Origin of the sequence: Marinitoga hydrogenitolerans DSM 16785, from assembly GCF_900129175.1 — a bacterium.
Classification (GTDB): domain Bacteria; phylum Thermotogota; class Thermotogae; order Petrotogales; family Petrotogaceae; genus Marinitoga; species Marinitoga hydrogenitolerans.
This window is the reverse complement of sequence record NZ_FQUI01000024.1, coordinates 1-18425: the sequence shown is the minus strand read 5'-3', so window position 1 is coordinate 18425 and position 18425 is coordinate 1. Positions and strand designations below refer to the sequence as shown.

The following is an 18425-nucleotide window of genomic DNA, read 5'->3' as shown; positions in this document are numbered from 1 at the left end:
TTTAATGAATGAAAAACCATTGTATAATGCGATTCGTAAAATGGATTATAATCAATTAGAAAAATTTTCAAAAAGAATTAGAGAATATATATACAATACCGTAACAAAAAACACGGGGCATTTGGCTTCGAATTTAGGAACTGTGGAATTAACTTTAGCTTTATATAGAATTTTTGACCCGGAAGAAGATATTATTATATGGGATACGAGTCATCAAGCTTATACGCACAAACTCTTAACAGGTCGTTGGGGGAGTTTTAAAACTTTAAGGCAAAAAAATGGAATTAGTGGTTTTACAAATATTTTCGAAAGTAAATATGATTATTTTGGCGCAGGGCATGCCGGAACATCTATTGCTGTAGCTCTGGGTTATGAATTAGGATTTAAAAAACAACATATTGAAAAAAATGTTATCGCAATACTTGGCGATGGCGCTATGACAAGTGGAATGGTTTTAGAATCATTAAATCAATTAAAATCCATTAATTCAAATATGAAAATAATTTTATTAAATAATGAAATGTCTATTTCACCAAATGTTGGTGCATTAGCAAAATTACTAAACAAAGTTAGAATTTCTTATGATTACTACAATTTTAAGGAAAAACTAAAAGAATCCTTAGAAGTTACAGAAGTTGGTCAAGATATTGAAGGTGTTTTGAAAAAATTAAAAGATGGAATTAAACATACTGTATATAATAACACATTAGGAATTTTTGAAGATATGGGTATAAAATATTATGGACCTGTCGATGGCCATAATATAAAAAAATTAGAACATTATTTGGAGTTTATAAAAAATTATAATGATGGCCCTTGTATTTTACATCTTAAAACAATAAAGGGGAAAGGATTGTCTTTTGCTGAAGAAAATCCAACAAAGTTTCATGGTATTAGCAATAAAATAGAAAAAAATATTTCTTATTCTAAAGTTGTTGGACATACATTAAATTTTTTAGCTAAAAATCATAATTTTATAACCTTTACTGCTGCTATGGAAAACGGAACCGGTTTAAATATACTAAAAGATAATTTTCCAGAAAAAGTGATAGACTTAGGTATTACTGAACCTTCAATTGTTACAGCTGCAGGTGCCGTAAGATTGTCTGGAATATTTAGCGTGGTTGATATATACTCCACATTCATGCAAAGAGCTTTTGACTCTATTGTACATGATATTGCTTTACAAAAAATTCCTGTCTTATTTTTATTAGATAGAGCTGGAATAGTCGGTGAAGATGGCCCTACACATCATGGAGTTTTTGATATTTCTTATTTGCGTTTAATTCCTGATATTGAAATCTACACACCATTAAATGCTCAAGATTTAGCTAATATGATTTATACTTCTTTTAAAAAAGGGTTAGATAAACCTACATTTATAAGATTTCCACGAGGTGGAGAGAATATAAATATTGATAATATTATTGAAAATTTAAAAATTGTAGATTATAACTGGAAGTTAATAAAAAAAGCAAATAATAAAAATATCTTATTGGTTGTAGGTCAATTAATAGAAGAGTATAAAGATTTATGGAAAGAGTTAAATGCTACAATTATTGGAATTAGATCTATTAAAAATATTGATAATCATATATTGAATTTATATATAAAAAATGATGTTAATGTAATTACAATAGAAGAAAACAGCTTAAAAGGTGGTTTTAATGAAGAAATAAAAACTTATATACTAAAAAATAATATTAGTTGTAATTTATTTACTTTTGGTATTGATGACTTTTTCATCCCGCAAGGAACTAGAAAAGAACTTCTTGATGAATTTGTTGTAAAACCTGAAAAATTAAAAAATATTATTTTATCTTCGGAAAAAGTAAAATAATTGTTTGAAAGGGGAGAAGGAAATGAAGAAAAAATTAATTTTTTTATTTATAATTTTGCTTCTATCTTTTGGTTTTTCTTTTAATTTAATGACTATTGGTACATATGGTATTACATCATCTTCCACCTCTTTAGACATTGCAAATTGGGATGATAGTTTTAAAAAATTTGATTATTATTCTTTAAAAATAGGAATTATGTATCCAGCTGAAGATTCTCCTGAAATGCTATTTGGTCCATATTTTGGATATACAATTTATGACAATATTACTCAATCACAATTAAAAGAGTTAAATTCAATTATTGAAAATATTGGATATGAATTAGGAATTATGACTATTTATAACACAGAGTTTTTATTTAATACAAAATTTAATGTATTAGCATTAGGCGGTATTCATACTGAAGATCAATTTAAATCTCTTTCTTCCTTAATAAATATTAATATTGGTTTGTCATATAAAATTACATCCTTTAATATTTTCTTTTTTGGAGGATATGAATCAAGATACTTTACTACAGATAATCAAATGGTAACAATTAATTATATTCCCGTTTCTTTAGGAGTGGAGGTGCTTTTTTAATTAATGAATCAAAAAACATATAAAGATTTGGAAATAAAAAAAATCTTAGAAAACATTTCAAAATTTGCTATTTCCGAATATGGAAAAAATTATATTGTAAATAATTTCAAGTATATAAAAGATTATGATTTATTAAAAACTGAATATGAAATTTTAGAAGAATTTATAAATTTTACAACAAAAAATGGCGAATTTGATTTGAGAGGTATACCTTCTATTTATACTGAAATTGATAAATTAAAAAACAATATTTACTTATCTTCTATAGAATATAAAAAAATATCAGATTTTTTATCTCAATCTATAAATATATTAGAAGAAAACAAAAAACTTTTGAATGGTTATAATAAATTAGAAAAAATAATTTACTCTATACCTAATACTTCAAATCTGGTAAAACTCATAGAAAAGTCTATTGACCAAGATGGCAATATAAAAGATACTGCTAGTGATAATTTAAGGAAACTAAGAAAAAAAATTGAAAATACTAAAAAGAATTTATATTCATCCTTAAAAAAAATAATTTCAAAATATCATAAATACATATCATTAGAACAACCAACATTAAAAAATAATAGATATTGTATCGTCATTCGTTCGGAACATAAAAATAAAATTGATGGGAATATAATTGCTTATTCTGATACTGGTGTTTCTGTTTATATAGAACCATATGAAATTGGAAAATTAAACTCTGAATTATCTGATTTAATAGCTTCAGAAAAAGCTGAAATTACAAGAATATTGGGTCAAATTTTTTTAGAAACAACAAAAAACTTATATAATATAACTAAAACTATTAATACCATAGAGTATATTGATGGTTTAAATGCAAAATTTAGATATTCTAAAAAAATGGGATATGTTTTTTCTTTACCAGATAAAAATAACCATATTATTTACTTAGATGGGATTAGACATCCATTAATAGAAAAAGAAAAAGTTATTCCTGTTAACTTAAAATTACCAGAAAATAAATTAGGAATGATTATTACAGGACCTAATACTGGCGGAAAAACAGTTGTATTAAAATCTGTAGGTCTTAGTATTGTCCTCTCTCATGCTTTACTTCCAATTCCAGTCTATAGCGCAAAAATTCCTTTTTTTAAAAATGTTTTTACCGATATAGGCGATGAACAAAGTATTGAACAGACATTAAGTACATTTTCTGCACATTTAAATAATGTTAAATACATTCTTGATAACGCTAATGAAAATTCCTTAGTTTTAATTGATGAATTAGGTACAGGAACAGATCCAATAGAAGGCTCTGCGTTGGCTCTTGCAATTATTGAAAAATTGATTGAATTAAAATCAACTTTTTTTATTACATCGCATTTATCTGCTGTAAAAATTTTTTCAATAGAAAATACAAATTTACTCTCAGCTTCCATGGGATTTGATAAAGAAACATTATCTCCCACTTATAAATTATTAGTTGGTGTTCCCGGAGCTTCCCATGCTATTGATATTGCAGAAAAATTAGGACTTCCTGAAGATGTTTTACTTAAAGCAAGTAATTTTTTGAGTAAAGAACAAGTTTTTGATGAAAAAATATTGGAAAATCTAACCCAAATTTACGAAGAATTAGAAAAAGAAAAAGAGGCGCATAAAACAAAACATAAAGAAGTTGTTATCCTGAAACAGGATTTAGAAAAAAAATTAGAATTATTGAGAAAAAAAGAAATTGAAAAGATTGATAATGAAATAAAAAAATATAAAGATTATTTGAGAAAACTAAAGAAAGATATAGATCTGTATATTAATACTTTAAAAAAAGAGAAAGATTTAAATAAAATTAGAGATCTAAGCAAAAAAATTGAAAATAAAAAATCCGAATTAAATGAATTAAAAATTAATATTAAAAACACTCCGAAAAAAGATATAAAAATTGGGGATATTGTAAATATTTCTGGTGAAAAAGCCAAAATTGTTAACATAAAAGGAGAAAAGATATTAGTAAAATTTATTAATAAACCTTTTGAATTGAGCGTCTCAATAAATGATATTAAATTTGAAAAAGAACGATTAAAAAATAGCATTACTTCAATTAATCAAATTCCTATAATAAAAAATGTAAAAAATGAAATTGATATAAGAGGAATGACTGTTGAAGAAGCTTTGCCAGATGTTGAAAAATTTATATCTGATTTATCTGCATCTAATTCAAATGGAGGTTATATTATTCATGGAAAAGGTACAGGAAAATTAGCTTTAGGCATATGGAATTTCTTAAGAAATAATAAAAGAGTAAAGTCTTTTAGATTGGGTAATGATAAAGAAGGGGGAACAGGTGTAACTTTTATTGAAGTTAAATAGATACAATTTCCGTTCCTCATCGGAGGTGTGTGTATGTTTGCTTTAGACATTGGTACACGATTTATTGTTGGTGTTGTATCTGAAATGAATGATGACAATGAAATTTTGATAAAAGACATTTCTATTAATGAACACGAAAATAGGGCTATGCTAGACGGTCAAATTCATGATGTTACAAAAGTTGCCAAAGGTGTTGAAAAAGTTATCAAAAATTTAAAAAACAAAAATAATAATATAAAAAATGTTGCTGTTGCTTTAGCTGGTAGGTTTTTAGTCACCATAACCGGTGAATATGAAAAAAACATTTCTGAAATTAAATATGTCGATTATAATGAAGTAAAAAATTTAGAAATAGAAGCTGTTAAAAATGCTGTCGAAAATTTGGAAATAGAAAAAAATTTCTATTGTGTTGGATATTCTGTTTTATATTACGAATTAGATGGTGAATGGATAAAAAAATTGGAAGGTCAAAAAGGTAATATCGCAAAAGTTAAAGTGATAGCAGCTTTTCTACCAAGAAATGTTGTTGATGCCATGTTAGCAGTCTTAGAATTAAATAATTTAGAACCTATTCATATAACTCTTGAACCTATTGCTGCTATGAATTTAATTGTTCCTGAAGATTTAAGAACATTAAATATTGCAATGGTTGATATTGGTGCTGGAACAAGTGATATTGCAATCTCTAAAGACGGAACTATTATTGGATATGGAATGGTTCCTATGGCTGGTGACGAAATTTCAGAAGCAATTTCAAAAGAATTATTAGTTGATTTTAAAACAGCTGAACAATTAAAAAGAAGTTTAAATAACAATAAAAGTGATACTTTTAAATATAAAGATATTCTTGATTTTGAACATGAAATCTCAAAAAATAAAATCCTTGAAATAATCGAACCAGTAATTGATGAAATCACAAGTAAAATTGCAGAAAAAATTCTTGAACTTAATGGAAAACCTCCTATAGCCGTAATGGTTGTTGGTGGTGGCGGTAAAGTTCCAAAATTTATAGATAAACTATCATTAAAGTTAAATCTCTCAAGAAATAGAATTACATTAAAAGATATTAAAAATATTAATTATGTTAAATTTGAAAATAACAATTCAAATATAGAAGGTAGTGAATTCATTACACCTATAGGAATTGCATATGTTGCTCATAAAAATGAAGGCAACGTTTTTGCAAGAGTCATGGTAAATAACAGAGCTATAAATATGATGCTTGTTGGTGGAAATATATCTGTAATGCAAGTTTTATTACAAGCAGGTTTTACAATTAATGATTTAGTTGGAAAACCTGCTCCTGCTCTATCATATGAACTAAACGGAGAATTAAAATTTATTCCTGGTGAAAAAGGAAAAGAAGCTCAAATAAAAGTAAATGGATTACCTGCAGATTTAAAATCTCCAATTAAACCTGGAGATATTATAGAAATCGGAAAACCAGAGGATGGAAAAATAAGAAAAGTTTTTCTTAAAGAAATCATCAAACCATATAAGATATTTATAGATGGAAATCTTATTAAAATATTTCCAAGAATATTTAAAAATGGCAAAAAAGTGTCTTTAGATACTGAATTACATGATGGAGATAAGATTACTTTAAAAAATCCTATTGTAAAAGACATTTCTTTAGAATCTAATATAATAAAATTTTCAATAAATAATAAATTCTATGAAATTCCAGCGGGAAAAATTCTTTTACGAAATGATGAAATATTAAATGAATTTGATGAATTATATGATGGAGATAAATTAAATACAAAAATTCTCAATCTACCAAGTATCAGAGAATTTATTGATATTAAACCAGAAAAATATATTACTGTAACTTTAAATGGGAATAATATCGAAATTCCAATTGAAGAAATAATTGTAAAGGATAAAAATAACAAAATCAGTATAAATAATAAAATATATAATGACATGCATTTAAAAGTCGAAAAAATAGAAAAAGATATTCGTTTATTAGACTTATTTTTACATATAGATTTTGACATATCAAATTTCACTAAATATAAAATTTTCATAAATAATAAAGAGATTTTTAGTTTTAATGAAAAAATAAACAATGGCGATATTATAAGGATGGAATTTGAATGATTAAGGGGATTGGAATTGATATTGTTGAAATAAAAAGAATTTCATGTGGTATTGAAAAGAAAATTTTAAGTGAAAAAGAAATGAAATTATTAAATAAATTCAAAGGGGAAAATAGAAAAAAAGAATTTATAGCCGGAAGATTTGCCGTTAAAGAGGCTTTGATAAAATCATTTGGAACTTTTATTCCTTATAATAAAATAAGTATTCTCAATGATGCAAAAGGCAAGCCTTATTTAGATGAAAAATCTTTAGATTTTTTAAAAAATACATTTGGAAATTATAACATTCATATTTCTATTTCTCATGAGAAAAATTATGCTGTTTCAATGGTAATAATCGAAGGGGGAGAACGATGACATATTATGAAATAATAATAAAAATAATATTATCTTCAATATCCGGTGCCTTAATTGGATATAATAGAGAAAAAATAAATAGACCAGCTGGAATCAGAACTCATGCACTGTTGTCTTTAGGTGCGAGCATATTGACAATTATATCGATAACATCATTTTATGACCCTGTAACAAAAGTTGGAGACCCAGGAAGAATTGCAGCTCAGATTGTTTCAGGAATAGGATTTTTAGGTGCAGGTACAATATTAAAGAATGGTAATAAAGTTAAAGGATTAACCACCGCTGCAACATTATGGGTATCTGCATCAATAGGTATGACATTTGGTGCAGGCGCATATTTCGTAGGGATTAGCGCTTTAATAATAACGCTAATTATTTTATATATAAATAAATTTTCAAAACATTTAAATATTGAAAGAACTATTGAAATAACTTTAAAAGATAAAAAAGATATTAAAAAAATATTGGATATATTCTCAAAACATAATAATATAATATTAAAAAATATCGACTTTTCACAAAAAGATGATGGAATATTATATTTTGTTCTGGAAAAACCAGGTTATATGGAAATATCTAAAATCCAAAAAGAATTGATGTATATAGAGAATATTGAAAATATAAATATAATTGATGATAATTAATGAAAGGTGGAAATAATTATTATGATATCAGAAGATATAAAAAAAGAGTATGAAGAACTAAAAAATAATATAGAAAAATATAATTATTACTACTATGTATTAAATAATCCTTTAATTTCTGATGTTGATTATGATAAATTATTTAAAAAGCTAATAACATTGGAAAAAAAATATCCGGAATTAAAAACACCAGATTCTCCAAGTTTTAGAGTTGGAGGTAAAATATTAAAACAATTTAACACTGTGCCACATACTGTTCCTATGCTGAGTTTGGATAACACATATAACGAAAAAGAAATTATAGAATTCGATGAAAGAATAAAAAAACTTCTTAATCTTAAAAATGTTGAATATACATGCGAATTAAAAATAGATGGAATTTCAATATCGCTAAGATATGAAAATGGAATCTTAGTTCAAGGAATAACAAGGGGAAATGGAGTAAATGGAGACGATGTAACAGAAAATATTAAAACAATTAGAAGCATACCTTTAAGATTAAAAGAACCTGTAACCATTGAGGTTCGTGGAGAGGTTTTTATGCCTAAAAAGGAGTTTTTAAGAATAAATGAAGAAAGAGAAAATGAAGGGCTAAATGTGTTTGCGAATCCGCGAAATGCAACTGCGGGTACTATTAAACTTCTTGATACATCTGAAGTTTCTAAACGACATCTTGATTCTTTTATTTATTATATATTAGAACCTGAAAAACATAATATTAAAACACAGATAGATGCCTTAACGTACTTAGAAAAATTGGGATTTAAAGTAAACAAAGAAACTAAGCTATCTAAAAATATATATGAAGTAATTGAATATTGGAAATACTGGACAGAAAATAAAAACAAATTAGAGTATGATGTAGATGGAACTGTTATAAAGGTTAACAATTTTGAATATCAAAAAAAATTAGGAAATACCGCACGTAGTCCGAGATGGGCAATTGCATTTAAATTCCCTGCCGAACAGGCAATTACAAAAATCAAAGATATTATATTTCAAGTTGGAAGTACTGGCATAATTACTCCTGTGGCAATTTTTGAACCCGTATTTTTAGAAGGAACTACTGTTCAAAGAGCTAGTTTACACAATTTTGATTATATAAAAGAAAGAGATATAAGAATAAATGATTATGTAAAAATTGAAAAAGCTGGTGGAATCATTCCTCAAATAGTTACAGTTTTAACGGAAAAAAGAACAGGAAATGAAAGTCCTATTGAAGAACCTACAAAATGCCCTGTTTGTGGAGGACAAGTTGGAAAAATAAACCCTTCAGAAATTGCTATTAGATGTTTAAATCCATTATGCAAAGCAAAATTAAAAAGAAATTTGGAAGTTTGGGTATCAAGAGATGCAATGAATATACAAGGATTAGGTCCAAAACTAATCGATAGAATTGTAGAAGCAAAATTAGTAGAAAAGGTGTCTGATTTATATAAACTTGATCATTTTAAACTTGCATCTCTCGGTCATGGTATCGGTCCAAAAATGATAAGCAAAATACTAAAACAAATTGAAGATTCTAAAAAAAGAGGGTTAGATAAAGTATTATACGCTTTAGGTATTCCTAATGTTGGTAAAAAATTAGCAAAAGATTTAGCAGAAAAATTTAACACTATAGATAATTTAACAAATGCCGAATATGACGAATTAATCTCAATTGATGGTATTGGATCTGATATTGCTCAGCAAATATATGATTTTTTTAAAAATGAGAAGGTTAAAAAAATCATAAATGAGTTAAAAGAACTCGGCGTTGTTTTAACTTATCATTCAAATGAAAAAGAAGGTATGTTTAAAAATATGCTAATATGTGTTACAGGAGAACTTGAAAAAATGACAAGGGGACAATTTAAAGAATTCATTGAAAATAATGGAGGAACATTTAAGGATTCTGTAACAAAAAAACTCAATTTTCTTGTTGTTGGAAAAAATGCTGGAAGTAAATTAGAGAAAGCTAAAAAATTTGGAATCCCGATTCTCACAGAAAAAGAATTTTACAAAAAATATAATATTTAAAATGAGAGCGAAATACGCTCTCATTTTTCCAAAAAAAGAGGGTTTAAGTGAAGGTTACTCTTTGCTTGATAAAATTTCTACTATATCTCCAACTGTTTTAATTTTTTCCAATTCTGAATCATCAATTGAAACACCGAGCTCATTTTCAAAATCCATCGTTAAATCTACCAATTCCAAAGAATCTAATTCTAAATCATCAGTTAAATTAGCATCTTCGGTTATTTTTTCTTTTTCTACACTCAAACTTTCAGCCATAATTTCCACAACTTTTTCAAATAATTCTTTTTTATCCATATTTTTCGACCTCCTTAAATTTCAAATAATTCATTTATAATTTCTTCAACTTTTTGAATTTTATTTACTTTTGAAACAGCTGCACCACAAAATACAAAACCGTTTTCTATATCTCCAATAGCTGCATTATATAATGCTTTTGCAATACAATAAGGTGCATTTTTAAAATCACATGTTTTAATACAATGATATCTACATTCATACGGTTTTTTTTCACCTTTTTCTACAGATTCAATAAAAGAATTTTTCAGAGCTCGTCCTGGTAATCCCACAGGACTTTTTATTATAGTTATATTCTCTTCTTTCGCATTTATTATTACTTCTTTAAAATTAATATCTGCATCGCATTCCTCAGTAGCTATAAATCTTGTTCCTAATTGAACACCATCGGCACCAAGATTTAATACTTTTTCCACATCTTCTTTTGAAAACAATCCTCCACCTGCAATAAGTGGTATCCTTTTACCATATTTTTTTTCTACTTCTAATAAGTATTCCTTCACAATTGGTATATTATTTTCCAACTTTTTATTTTCTAAAAATATTTCATTATTTTTATAGCCAAGATGGCCGCCTGCCAATGGACCTTCTAAAACAAAAGCATCTGGAATATATTTATATTTTGAAAACCACCTTTTTACAATTATTTGAGCTGCTTTAAGAGAGGAAATTATTGGAACTAACTTTGTCTTACTATTATCAGTTATAAAAGAAGGTAGATTTAATGGTAAACCAGCTCCAGAAAAAATAATGTCTATCCCTTCATCAATAGCTGTTTTTACCATGTCAGCATAATTTGTAAGAGCTACCATAATATTTACTCCAATAATACCACTTGTTTTTTCTCTAGCATTTCTAATGTATTTTCTTAAACTTTCTATACTAGCTTCCTTATAATTTCTTATATTAGAAAAAAATCCTATTCCCGCTGTTCCAATAACCCCAATTCCTCCGGCATTTGCTACAGCGGATGATAATCCATCCAATGAAATGCCAACTGCCATTCCTCCTTGAACAATTGGATATTTTGGTTCTAAATTCCCAATTTTTAATTTCTTTATAATTTGTACCACCTCACTATATCATAAAATGACCATTGGTCAGTTTAAAGCAAAAATAAAATATTATATTATTTTTTTAGACTTTTTTCCATAAAATCTATATAAAAATCCAATATAGCTGATGCAGGAAAATCTTCATCCCAATTTTCATATAACTTTTTTCTTAATTCAAATTGCTGAACAACACCTATAGTTTGTAGCCATAATATCATAGCAATTTTATTTACATCAATATCTTCTCTTATAGATCCGTCATTGATTCCTTTTAAAATTAATAATCTTAAAATATCATATATTTCTTCACTTTTTTCATAAGAATTAATAACCAAAGGTTCATTTGCATCTAAATCCGCTTTTTCAGATTCATATTTAATAATAAAACTATAATATTCAGGATATTCTCTATAAAATTGTATATAAACTCTACCCATATCTAAAACCTTTTCCAAACCTGTTTTTGATGACTTGATTTTGCTTTTAATTAAATTTTCTAATATCTCAAGACCTTCATATACCAATGAAAAAAACAAATCCTTCTTACTTGAAAAGTATAAATACAAAGTCCCTTTTGCCATATTAGCTGTTCTGGCAATTTCATTCATTGTTGTATTTTCATACCCTTTTTCAAAAAATATATTTTTAGCAATATCCATTATTTTCTTTTTCTTTTCAAGAATTTTCTCTTCATCATAATTTTGCCTTGACATAGATTCACCTTCTGACCGTGGGTCATTTTTCTTTTTTTATGATTATAGCATCTTTTTTCATTTTTGTCAATATTTTACTCTAAGTTTATACGCACTCTCTAAATTCAATAATAAATTGAGTTTAATGAAATTAATTTATATTAAAACAATATTTAGATTTATTAAGAAAAAAAAGAATTTTTGTTATAGTTCATTATAATCATTGATGAAACAATATATGAGACATAATATTCATTTTTCATGAAACATTTTACATGATAATATTTATGTGAATATAATTTATGGGAGGGAAGAACATGAAATTCAGATTGAAGTATTTTTTAGTAATTTTAGTATTCAGTATGTTATTTGTTTCCATGTTTGGTGAAACATTTAAGAGAGATGAAACATTCTTTTTCGGAGGAGGATTATGGAGCGCACCATCTAATTGGAACCCGTTGACACCATGGGCTGCTGTTCCAGGAACTATTGGAGGTGTTTATGAAACTTTATTTACATATGATCCTTTAACCAATAAATTTATTCCATGGCTAGCTGAAAAAGGTTATTGGAAAGATGATAATCATTACTATCTAAAGTTAAGAAATGATTTAAAGTGGACTGATGGAAATCCTATGAATGCTGATGATGTTATTTTTACTTTTGAAATTGCAAAGAAAAATAAAGGTATTTCTTATTCAACTATATGGAATTGGATGTCAAGTATTAAAAAATTAAGTAATACTGAATTGTTGTTCGAATTTTCCGATCCAAGATATCATGAATGGGATTTCCAATTATATCAGATAGCAATAATACCAAAACATATATGGAGTAAGTACCCTATAGATAGCGTAGTATCTTTATCAAATGAAAATCCTATAGGTTCTGGAATGTATTTAGCTTATGATAAAACTGATGATAGAATGATTTTCAAAAGAAATGATAAATGGTGGGGAAAAAATATTTTTGGATTACCAGCTCCAAAATATCTAATAGAACTAAAAATATTCTCTAATAATGTTGCTTTAGGAATGCTTATGAAAGGTGAATTAGATGTAAGTAATTTCTTCTTACCTGGAATACCCTCTGTAAAAAATATTTACAAAATAAAAACATGGTTTGAAAAAGCTCCATATATGTTATCAGACAATACAGCATTATTGTTTTTAAATACAAAGAAGGAGCATATGAATGATCCTAAATTTAGAAAAGCTTTATCTTACGCTATAAACGTATCTCCAATAATTAGAAGAGTTTTTGAATTTCAAGTTGAGCCCGCAAATCCTTTAGGCTTTTTACCTGTTGATTCATGGATGAAATATTATGATAAAGATATTGTAGAAAACTATGGATTTAGTTATAGTCCTGCTATGGCAAAAAAAATATTAGATGAAGCTGGGTACAAAGATATAGATAACGATGGTTTCAGAGAAACTCTAGATGGGAAAAAAATTGATTTAACTATTATCGTTCCATTTGGTTGGACTGATTGGATGGAATCAATTAAAAATATTTCTTCTGATTTTGAAAAAGTTGGTATTAAAGTCGAACCAAAATTTCCTGACTTCGGTAAATATATGGAAGATATGAATTCAGCTACTTTTGATATGTTAATAAATAATTTTAATAGTAATGTTTCTTCAACACCATGGACATATTTTAACTGGTTATTTGAATCAACACAAATTGATAATGAAAAAGCATATGGTGGTAATTGGGGAAGGTATAAAAATCAAGAACTATTTAGTTTAATTAAAGAATTTAATAAAACTAAAGATGAAGAGAAAGCGAAAAAAATTGCATCAAAAATTGAAAAAATATTTTTAGAAGAGATGCCTGTTATTCCTCTTTGGTATAACGGAATGTGGTTCCAAGCAAGTGAAAAATATTGGACAAATTATCCTGATGAAAATAATCCGTATGCATGGCCATCATTGTGGGGTGGAAGATGGCAGGTAGGAGGTAATATGTTGTTACTAAATATAAAACCTGCAAAATAAACATATATATGCTCCAACTCTAAGAGTTGGAGCATAATAGATAATCAGGAGGTTTAAAATGGCAAAATATTTGAAGAAAAAAATTATTATTTATCTAATAACTTTTTTTGTTGCTGTGTCTATTGATTGGGCTATACCAAGATTCATGCCAGGTAATCCTATATCATTATCGCTATCCAGATTTTCCGGGCTTCCAGAAGCAACAGAAAAATTAAATTCTTATTTTACCAAAGCTTTTGGTTTTGATCAACCTCTCTGGAAACAATATATAAATTTTTGGATCTCCTTATTTAAAGGAGATTTAGGGGTTAGTGTTTTTCTGTATCCAAAAAAAGTTGTTGACATAATAAAGAGTTCTATTATTTATGATATTCTACTATTAGTTCCAGCGATAATATCAAGCTGGATTGTTGGGAATAAATTAGGTGCTTTATCTGCAATAAATAAAAAGACTGATAATTCAATTATACCAATATTTTTCTTTTTAACTTCTTCTCCATATTTTTGGATGGCTATGTTAATGGCATGGTTTTTAGGATTTGTCATTCCAATATTTCCTTTATCAGGTGCGTATAGTTATACATTAACGCCTTCTTTTACTATTAAATTCATTTTAGATTTTCTATATCATTTAATTCTTCCTTTTATATCTTTATTTTTGGTCATGATGGGTGGTTGGGCAATCGGAATGAGAAATATGATTATATATGAAATGGGATCAAATTATTCTAAATATATGGAAGCATTAGGCGCTTCAGATAAATTAATACGAAAATATGCTTTTAGGAATGCTATATTGCCTCAAATAACAGGATTAGCTTTGCAATTAGGTACTATAATTTTAGGTTCTTTAACCACACAAAGTGTTTTTTCATATCCTGGATTAGGATTTTTGTTATTGCAGGCTATTCAAAATCAAGATTATTTCTTAATCCAAGGGATTTTTTTAGTAATTGTTATTATGGTGTTAATAGGTAATTTTATTGTGGATATAATTTATGTCTTTGTTGATCCAAGAATAAGGTATTCATATACGGAGGGAACATAATATGAAATTCGATTTAAAAAAATATGATTATTTATATTTTGCTTTAAAAAATAAAAAAGTAATTTTTGGTATATTTGTTTTTACAATTTTACTTATGTTAGGTATAATTGGTCCATATTTTTCTAAATATAATCCTTTAGATTATGCTGGTCCAGGATATATGCCACCAAATAAAGATTATTGGTTGGGAACAAATATATTTGGACAAGACTTATATACACAAATTGTATATGGTTTAAGAAGTTCATATTTTGTAGGTTTTTTTGGAGGAACTATAGCAACTATTATAGGTTTATTTATAGGATTTTTATCTGGTTATAAAGGCAAATGGATAGATGAAGGATTAATGATGATTACAAACATTATGTTGGTAATCCCTACTTTAGCTATTCTAATAATAATTTCTGCATATTTATCTTTTAGAGGAATGGTTTTTGAAAGCATTATTATTGGTCTAACTAACTGGCCTTGGACAGCACGTGCAATAAGATCGTTAACAATGTCTATAAAAAATAAAGAGTTTGTTAATCTATCTAAAATATCTGCATTACCGACAAGAAAAATAATTTTAGAAGATATTGCATCCAATATGTTTTCATATATATTTATGGTATATATACTTCAATTCGGTGGAGCAGTTTTATCTGCGGTAACTCTTGATTTTATAGGATTAGGTCCAACAAAAGGAATTTCATTGGGACTAATCATGCAAATTGCTAGAGATTGGAATGCTATTCAATTAGGTATGTGGTGGTGGGCTATTATACCAGGTTTGATAATCACATTATTAGTAACCTCACTATATTTTATAAATACTGGTTTAGATGAAGTATTCAATCCTAAATTACGGGAGATGTGATTTAAGTGGAAAAGATATTAAATGTTAAAAATCTAAAAATATATTATAAAACTTTAAAAGGTTATGTAAAAGCTATTGATGATGTATCTTTTGATATAAACAAAGGTGAAATATTAGGAATAGCCGGAGAATCAGGGTGTGGAAAAAGTACATTGGGAAATAGTTTAATTTTATTAAAACCTCCTATGAATTATATATCTGGTAAAGTACTTTTAAATAATAAAAATATAATAAATTTACCTAAAAAAGAAATGAAAAAAATTAGATATGAAAAAATATCAATCATACCTCAATATGCTATGGATGCTTTTAGTCCAACAAAAAAAATTAAGACTTTTATATCAGATTTGGTAAAAGAACATGGTATAACACCAGATGAAAATTTTTTTAATAAGGTAAAAAAAAGATTGGAATTGGTCAATCTTAATCCAAATGTTATAGAAAAATATTCTGTTGAATTATCTGGAGGAATGAAACAAAGAGTTATTATGGTTATTTCTACACTATTAGATCCAGATCTTTTAATAGCTGATGAAGTAACTTCAGCTTTAGATGTAAGCTCTCAAAGATTTGTCTGCGATATGTTAATTAAATTTAGAAATATGAATATAGTTAAATCTATGATTTTTATAACACATGACATTGGTGTCCTATATCAAATAGCAGATAGAATAATGATAATGTATGCTGGAAAAATAGCCGAAATAGGAAAAACAGAAAACATTCTGAACCATCCCAAACATCCTTATACTAAAGCTTTAATTAATTCAATTCCCAAAAGTAATATTAGAATAAAAAAAGAAAAATTAGAAAGTATAGATGGAACTCCTCCAAACCTTTTGAATATTGAAGAAGGCTGTAGATTTAGATTTAGATGACCATTAGCTAATAAAAAATGTTTGGAAAATCCACCTATAAAAACTTTTAAAGATGGTCATCAAGTTGCTTGTTGGAAGGTGAGTGATGATTATGAGTGAAATTTATATGAAATTAAATAATGTAACTAAAGAATTTGGAACTGATTTTTTTGGAAAAAACAAATTTAAAGCTGTAAATAATGTGTCTTTTGATATAAAAAAAGGTGAAATTTTATCTTTAATAGGAGAAAGTGGAAGTGGAAAAACAACTATTGGAAAGATGATTTTAAGATTAATAAAACCAACATCTGGTCACATATTATTTAATGATAAAAATATATGGGAAATAAAAAATACTAAATCATATTATAGATATGTTCAGGCTATTTTCCAAGATCCTTTCTCATCTTTTAATACTTTATTTAAAGTTGACAGAGTATTTAAAATGATTTTTGATAATTTTTTCCCCGCAGAAAAAAATAGATTGGAAAAAATAGAAAAGACTATTACTCAGGTTGGCATGAATCCGAAAAATATACTTGGAAAATATCCACATCAATTAAGTGGAGGACAACTACAAAGGCTATTAATAGCAAGAGCTTTATTAATGGACGTTAAAATATTGGTGGCAGATGAACTAATTAGTATGTTAGATGCTTCAACAAGAATAGATGTTTTAAATTTATTAGAAAGTATAAGAAAAGAAACCGGAATGGCAATTGTTTTTATTACTCACGATCTTTCTCTTGGATATTATTTAAGTGATAGAACATTAATTATGTATAAAGGTGAAATAGTTGAACATGGTGATACAGAAAAAGTATATAAAAACCCCCAACATCCATACACTAAAATGTTATTAAATTCTGTCCCAGAAATAAATAAAAAATGGAATCTTAATGAGGAATTTATACCTGAAGCTATTATTAAAGAAATAGAAAGATTTTATTTTGAAAATAAATATTTAAAATATTCAGATTTAATAAATGGATGCAAAGAAATAGAAAAAGACCATATTGTAAAAGTGAGGGGATAGAATGAAAAGGATGGATTTTCCTAAAGATTTTGTTTTTGGAACAGCAACAGCAGCATATCAGATTGAAGGTGGAAAAGACGAGAGAAGTTTATCAATATGGGATGAATTCTCGCATACACCTGGAAAAGTATTAAATGGTGATACTGGAGATATTGCATGTGATCATTATCATAAATATAATGAAGATATTGAGATAATGAAAAATTTAGGAGTAAATGCATATAGGTTTTCTATATCTTGGCCACGAGTAATGAAAGATGGGGTTAAACCGAATCAAAAAGGGTTAGATTTTTACAGTAAACTTATAGATAATTTGCTAGAAAATAATATAGAACCATTTATTACGTTATATCATTGGGATTTACCTTTATATCTTTACAAAGATAAAAATGGGTGGTTGTAAAAACAACTACAAAAATGTTAAAAAAAGGGAAAATAAAAATGTACAAAAAAGGGATTAAGAATTAGAAACAGAATTAGCAAAAAAATCCATTTTTTCTTTTAGTCTGTAAGATTCACCTTTAATTGAAATAACATGAGAATGATGTAATAATCTGTCTAATATAGCTTGAGCTAAAACTGGAGAACCAAATATTTCACCCCAACTTGAAAATGGCATATTTGTTGTAATTATTGTACTGTGTTTTTCGTATCTTTTTGATATTAATTGAAAAAATAAGTTTGAAGCATCTGTATCAATTGGCAAATATCCTATTT

Annotated in this window: 15 protein-coding genes and 2 pseudogenes; 13 read left to right on the top strand and 4 right to left on the bottom strand. The window is 26.8% G+C overall.

The window, feature by feature from the left end; all coding sequences use genetic code 11:
• Nucleotides 1–4: 4 nt before the first annotated feature.
• Genes dxs through ligA form a run of 7 tightly spaced genes read left to right on the top strand, consistent with a single transcriptional unit; the run spans nt 5 to nt 9864 of the window.
• Nucleotides 5–1840, top strand: a complete 1836-nt coding sequence (dxs, locus tag BUA62_RS07410) for a 1-deoxy-D-xylulose-5-phosphate synthase (RefSeq protein WP_072865034.1) — start codon at nt 5–7, stop codon at nt 1838–1840.
• A gap of 22 nt (nt 1841–1862) precedes the next feature.
• Nucleotides 1863–2423, top strand: coding sequence for a hypothetical protein (locus tag BUA62_RS07405; RefSeq protein WP_072865033.1), 561 nt, complete (start codon nt 1863–1865; stop codon nt 2421–2423).
• A gap of 3 nt (nt 2424–2426) precedes the next feature.
• Nucleotides 2427–4742: an endonuclease MutS2 gene (locus BUA62_RS07400; protein WP_072865031.1), complete on the top strand. Its 2316-nt coding sequence runs from the start codon at nt 2427–2429 to the stop codon at nt 4740–4742.
• Nucleotides 4743–4775: 33 nt separating this feature from the next.
• Entirely contained in the window at nt 4776–6845 is a 2070-nt protein-coding gene (locus BUA62_RS07395) for a cell division protein FtsA (protein WP_072865029.1), read from the top strand.
• Complete coding sequence (gene acpS, locus BUA62_RS07390) at nt 6842–7201, top strand: holo-ACP synthase (RefSeq protein WP_072865027.1); 360 nt, start codon at nt 6842–6844, stop codon at nt 7199–7201. Before BUA62_RS07395 ends, acpS begins: the two co-directional genes overlap by 4 nt.
• Complete coding sequence (locus tag BUA62_RS07385) at nt 7198–7845, top strand: MgtC/SapB family protein (RefSeq protein WP_072865025.1); 648 nt, start codon at nt 7198–7200, stop codon at nt 7843–7845. The genes acpS and BUA62_RS07385 overlap by 4 nt, the downstream gene beginning before the upstream one ends.
• A gap of 21 nt (nt 7846–7866) precedes the next feature.
• The gene (ligA, locus tag BUA62_RS07380) at nt 7867–9864 is read left to right on the top strand and encodes an NAD-dependent DNA ligase LigA (RefSeq protein WP_072865023.1); all 1998 of its coding nucleotides are present in this window, start codon (nt 7867–7869) and stop codon (nt 9862–9864) included.
• A 54-nt stretch (nt 9865–9918) separates the two neighbouring features.
• Here ligA and BUA62_RS07375 read toward each other — a convergent pair whose 3' ends face one another.
• The 3 genes from BUA62_RS07375 to BUA62_RS07365 form a co-directional block, all read right to left on the bottom strand.
• Nucleotides 9919–10158 carry an acyl carrier protein gene (locus BUA62_RS07375; RefSeq protein ID WP_072865021.1) on the bottom strand — a complete coding sequence of 80 codons (240 nt, stop codon included), beginning with the start codon at nt 10156–10158 and terminating at the stop codon, nt 9919–9921.
• Between the two features lie 14 nt (nt 10159–10172).
• Nucleotides 10173–11222 (bottom strand): NAD(P)H-dependent flavin oxidoreductase, encoded by a 1050-nt coding sequence (locus tag BUA62_RS07370; protein WP_407656632.1) that lies wholly within the window; start codon nt 11220–11222, stop codon nt 10173–10175.
• 65 nt (nt 11223–11287) lie between these two features.
• Nucleotides 11288–11926 (bottom strand): TetR/AcrR family transcriptional regulator, encoded by a 639-nt coding sequence (locus BUA62_RS07365; protein ID WP_072865017.1) that lies wholly within the window; start codon nt 11924–11926, stop codon nt 11288–11290.
• 296 nt (nt 11927–12222) lie between these two features.
• On the opposite strand from BUA62_RS07365, the gene BUA62_RS07360 reads away from it, so the two are divergent.
• The 6 genes and pseudogenes from BUA62_RS07360 to BUA62_RS07335 form a co-directional block, all read left to right on the top strand.
• Nucleotides 12223–13908, top strand: coding sequence for an ABC transporter substrate-binding protein (locus tag BUA62_RS07360; RefSeq protein ID WP_143148343.1), 1686 nt, complete (start codon nt 12223–12225; stop codon nt 13906–13908).
• A 58-nt stretch (nt 13909–13966) separates the two neighbouring features.
• Nucleotides 13967–14956 carry an ABC transporter permease gene (locus tag BUA62_RS07355; RefSeq protein ID WP_072865015.1) on the top strand — a complete coding sequence of 330 codons (990 nt, stop codon included), beginning with the start codon at nt 13967–13969 and terminating at the stop codon, nt 14954–14956.
• Nucleotide 14957: 1 nt separating this feature from the next.
• Complete coding sequence (locus BUA62_RS07350) at nt 14958–15815, top strand: ABC transporter permease (protein ID WP_072865013.1); 858 nt, start codon at nt 14958–14960, stop codon at nt 15813–15815.
• Between the two features lie 14 nt (nt 15816–15829).
• Nucleotides 15830–16792: pseudogene (locus BUA62_RS07345) on the top strand (ABC transporter ATP-binding protein).
• Nucleotides 16785–17708 (top strand): ABC transporter ATP-binding protein, encoded by a 924-nt coding sequence (locus tag BUA62_RS07340; protein ID WP_072865064.1) that lies wholly within the window; start codon nt 16785–16787, stop codon nt 17706–17708. The pseudogene BUA62_RS07345 and the gene BUA62_RS07340 overlap by 8 nt, the downstream one beginning before the upstream one ends.
• Before the next feature lies 1 nt (nt 17709).
• Nucleotides 17710–18105, top strand: a pseudogene (locus BUA62_RS07335) (family 1 glycosylhydrolase); the annotation flags it as partial.
• Between the two features lie 60 nt (nt 18106–18165).
• Here the strand turns inward: BUA62_RS07335 and BUA62_RS07330 are convergent.
• A partial coding sequence (locus BUA62_RS07330; protein ID WP_159429508.1) for an ATP-binding protein occupies nt 18166–18425 on the bottom strand: 260 nt, incomplete at its 5' end.

Bases quoted from the DNA above. Each gene is read 5' to 3' on its own strand.
- dxs (WP_072865034.1), top strand. From the start codon at position 5: ATGAATGAAAAACCATTGTATAATGCGATTCGTAAAATGGATTATAAT.
- BUA62_RS07405 (WP_072865033.1), top strand. From the start codon at position 1,863: ATGAAGAAAAAATTAATTTTTTTATTTATAATTTTGCTTCTATCTTTT.
- BUA62_RS07400 (WP_072865031.1), top strand. From the start codon at position 2,427: ATGAATCAAAAAACATATAAAGATTTGGAAATAAAAAAAATCTTAGAA.
- BUA62_RS07395 (WP_072865029.1), top strand. From the start codon at position 4,776: ATGTTTGCTTTAGACATTGGTACACGATTTATTGTTGGTGTTGTATCT.
- acpS (WP_072865027.1), top strand. From the start codon at position 6,842: ATGATTAAGGGGATTGGAATTGATATTGTTGAAATAAAAAGAATTTCA.
- BUA62_RS07385 (WP_072865025.1), top strand. From the start codon at position 7,198: ATGACATATTATGAAATAATAATAAAAATAATATTATCTTCAATATCC.
- ligA (WP_072865023.1), top strand. From the start codon at position 7,867: ATGATATCAGAAGATATAAAAAAAGAGTATGAAGAACTAAAAAATAAT.
- BUA62_RS07375 (WP_072865021.1), bottom strand. From the start codon at position 10,158: ATGGATAAAAAAGAATTATTTGAAAAAGTTGTGGAAATTATGGCTGAA.
- BUA62_RS07365 (WP_072865017.1), bottom strand. From the start codon at position 11,926: ATGTCAAGGCAAAATTATGATGAAGAGAAAATTCTTGAAAAGAAAAAG.
- BUA62_RS07360 (WP_143148343.1), top strand. From the start codon at position 12,223: ATGAAATTCAGATTGAAGTATTTTTTAGTAATTTTAGTATTCAGTATG.
- BUA62_RS07355 (WP_072865015.1), top strand. From the start codon at position 13,967: ATGGCAAAATATTTGAAGAAAAAAATTATTATTTATCTAATAACTTTT.
- BUA62_RS07350 (WP_072865013.1), top strand. From the start codon at position 14,958: ATGAAATTCGATTTAAAAAAATATGATTATTTATATTTTGCTTTAAAA.
- BUA62_RS07340 (WP_072865064.1), top strand. From the start codon at position 16,785: ATGAGTGAAATTTATATGAAATTAAATAATGTAACTAAAGAATTTGGA.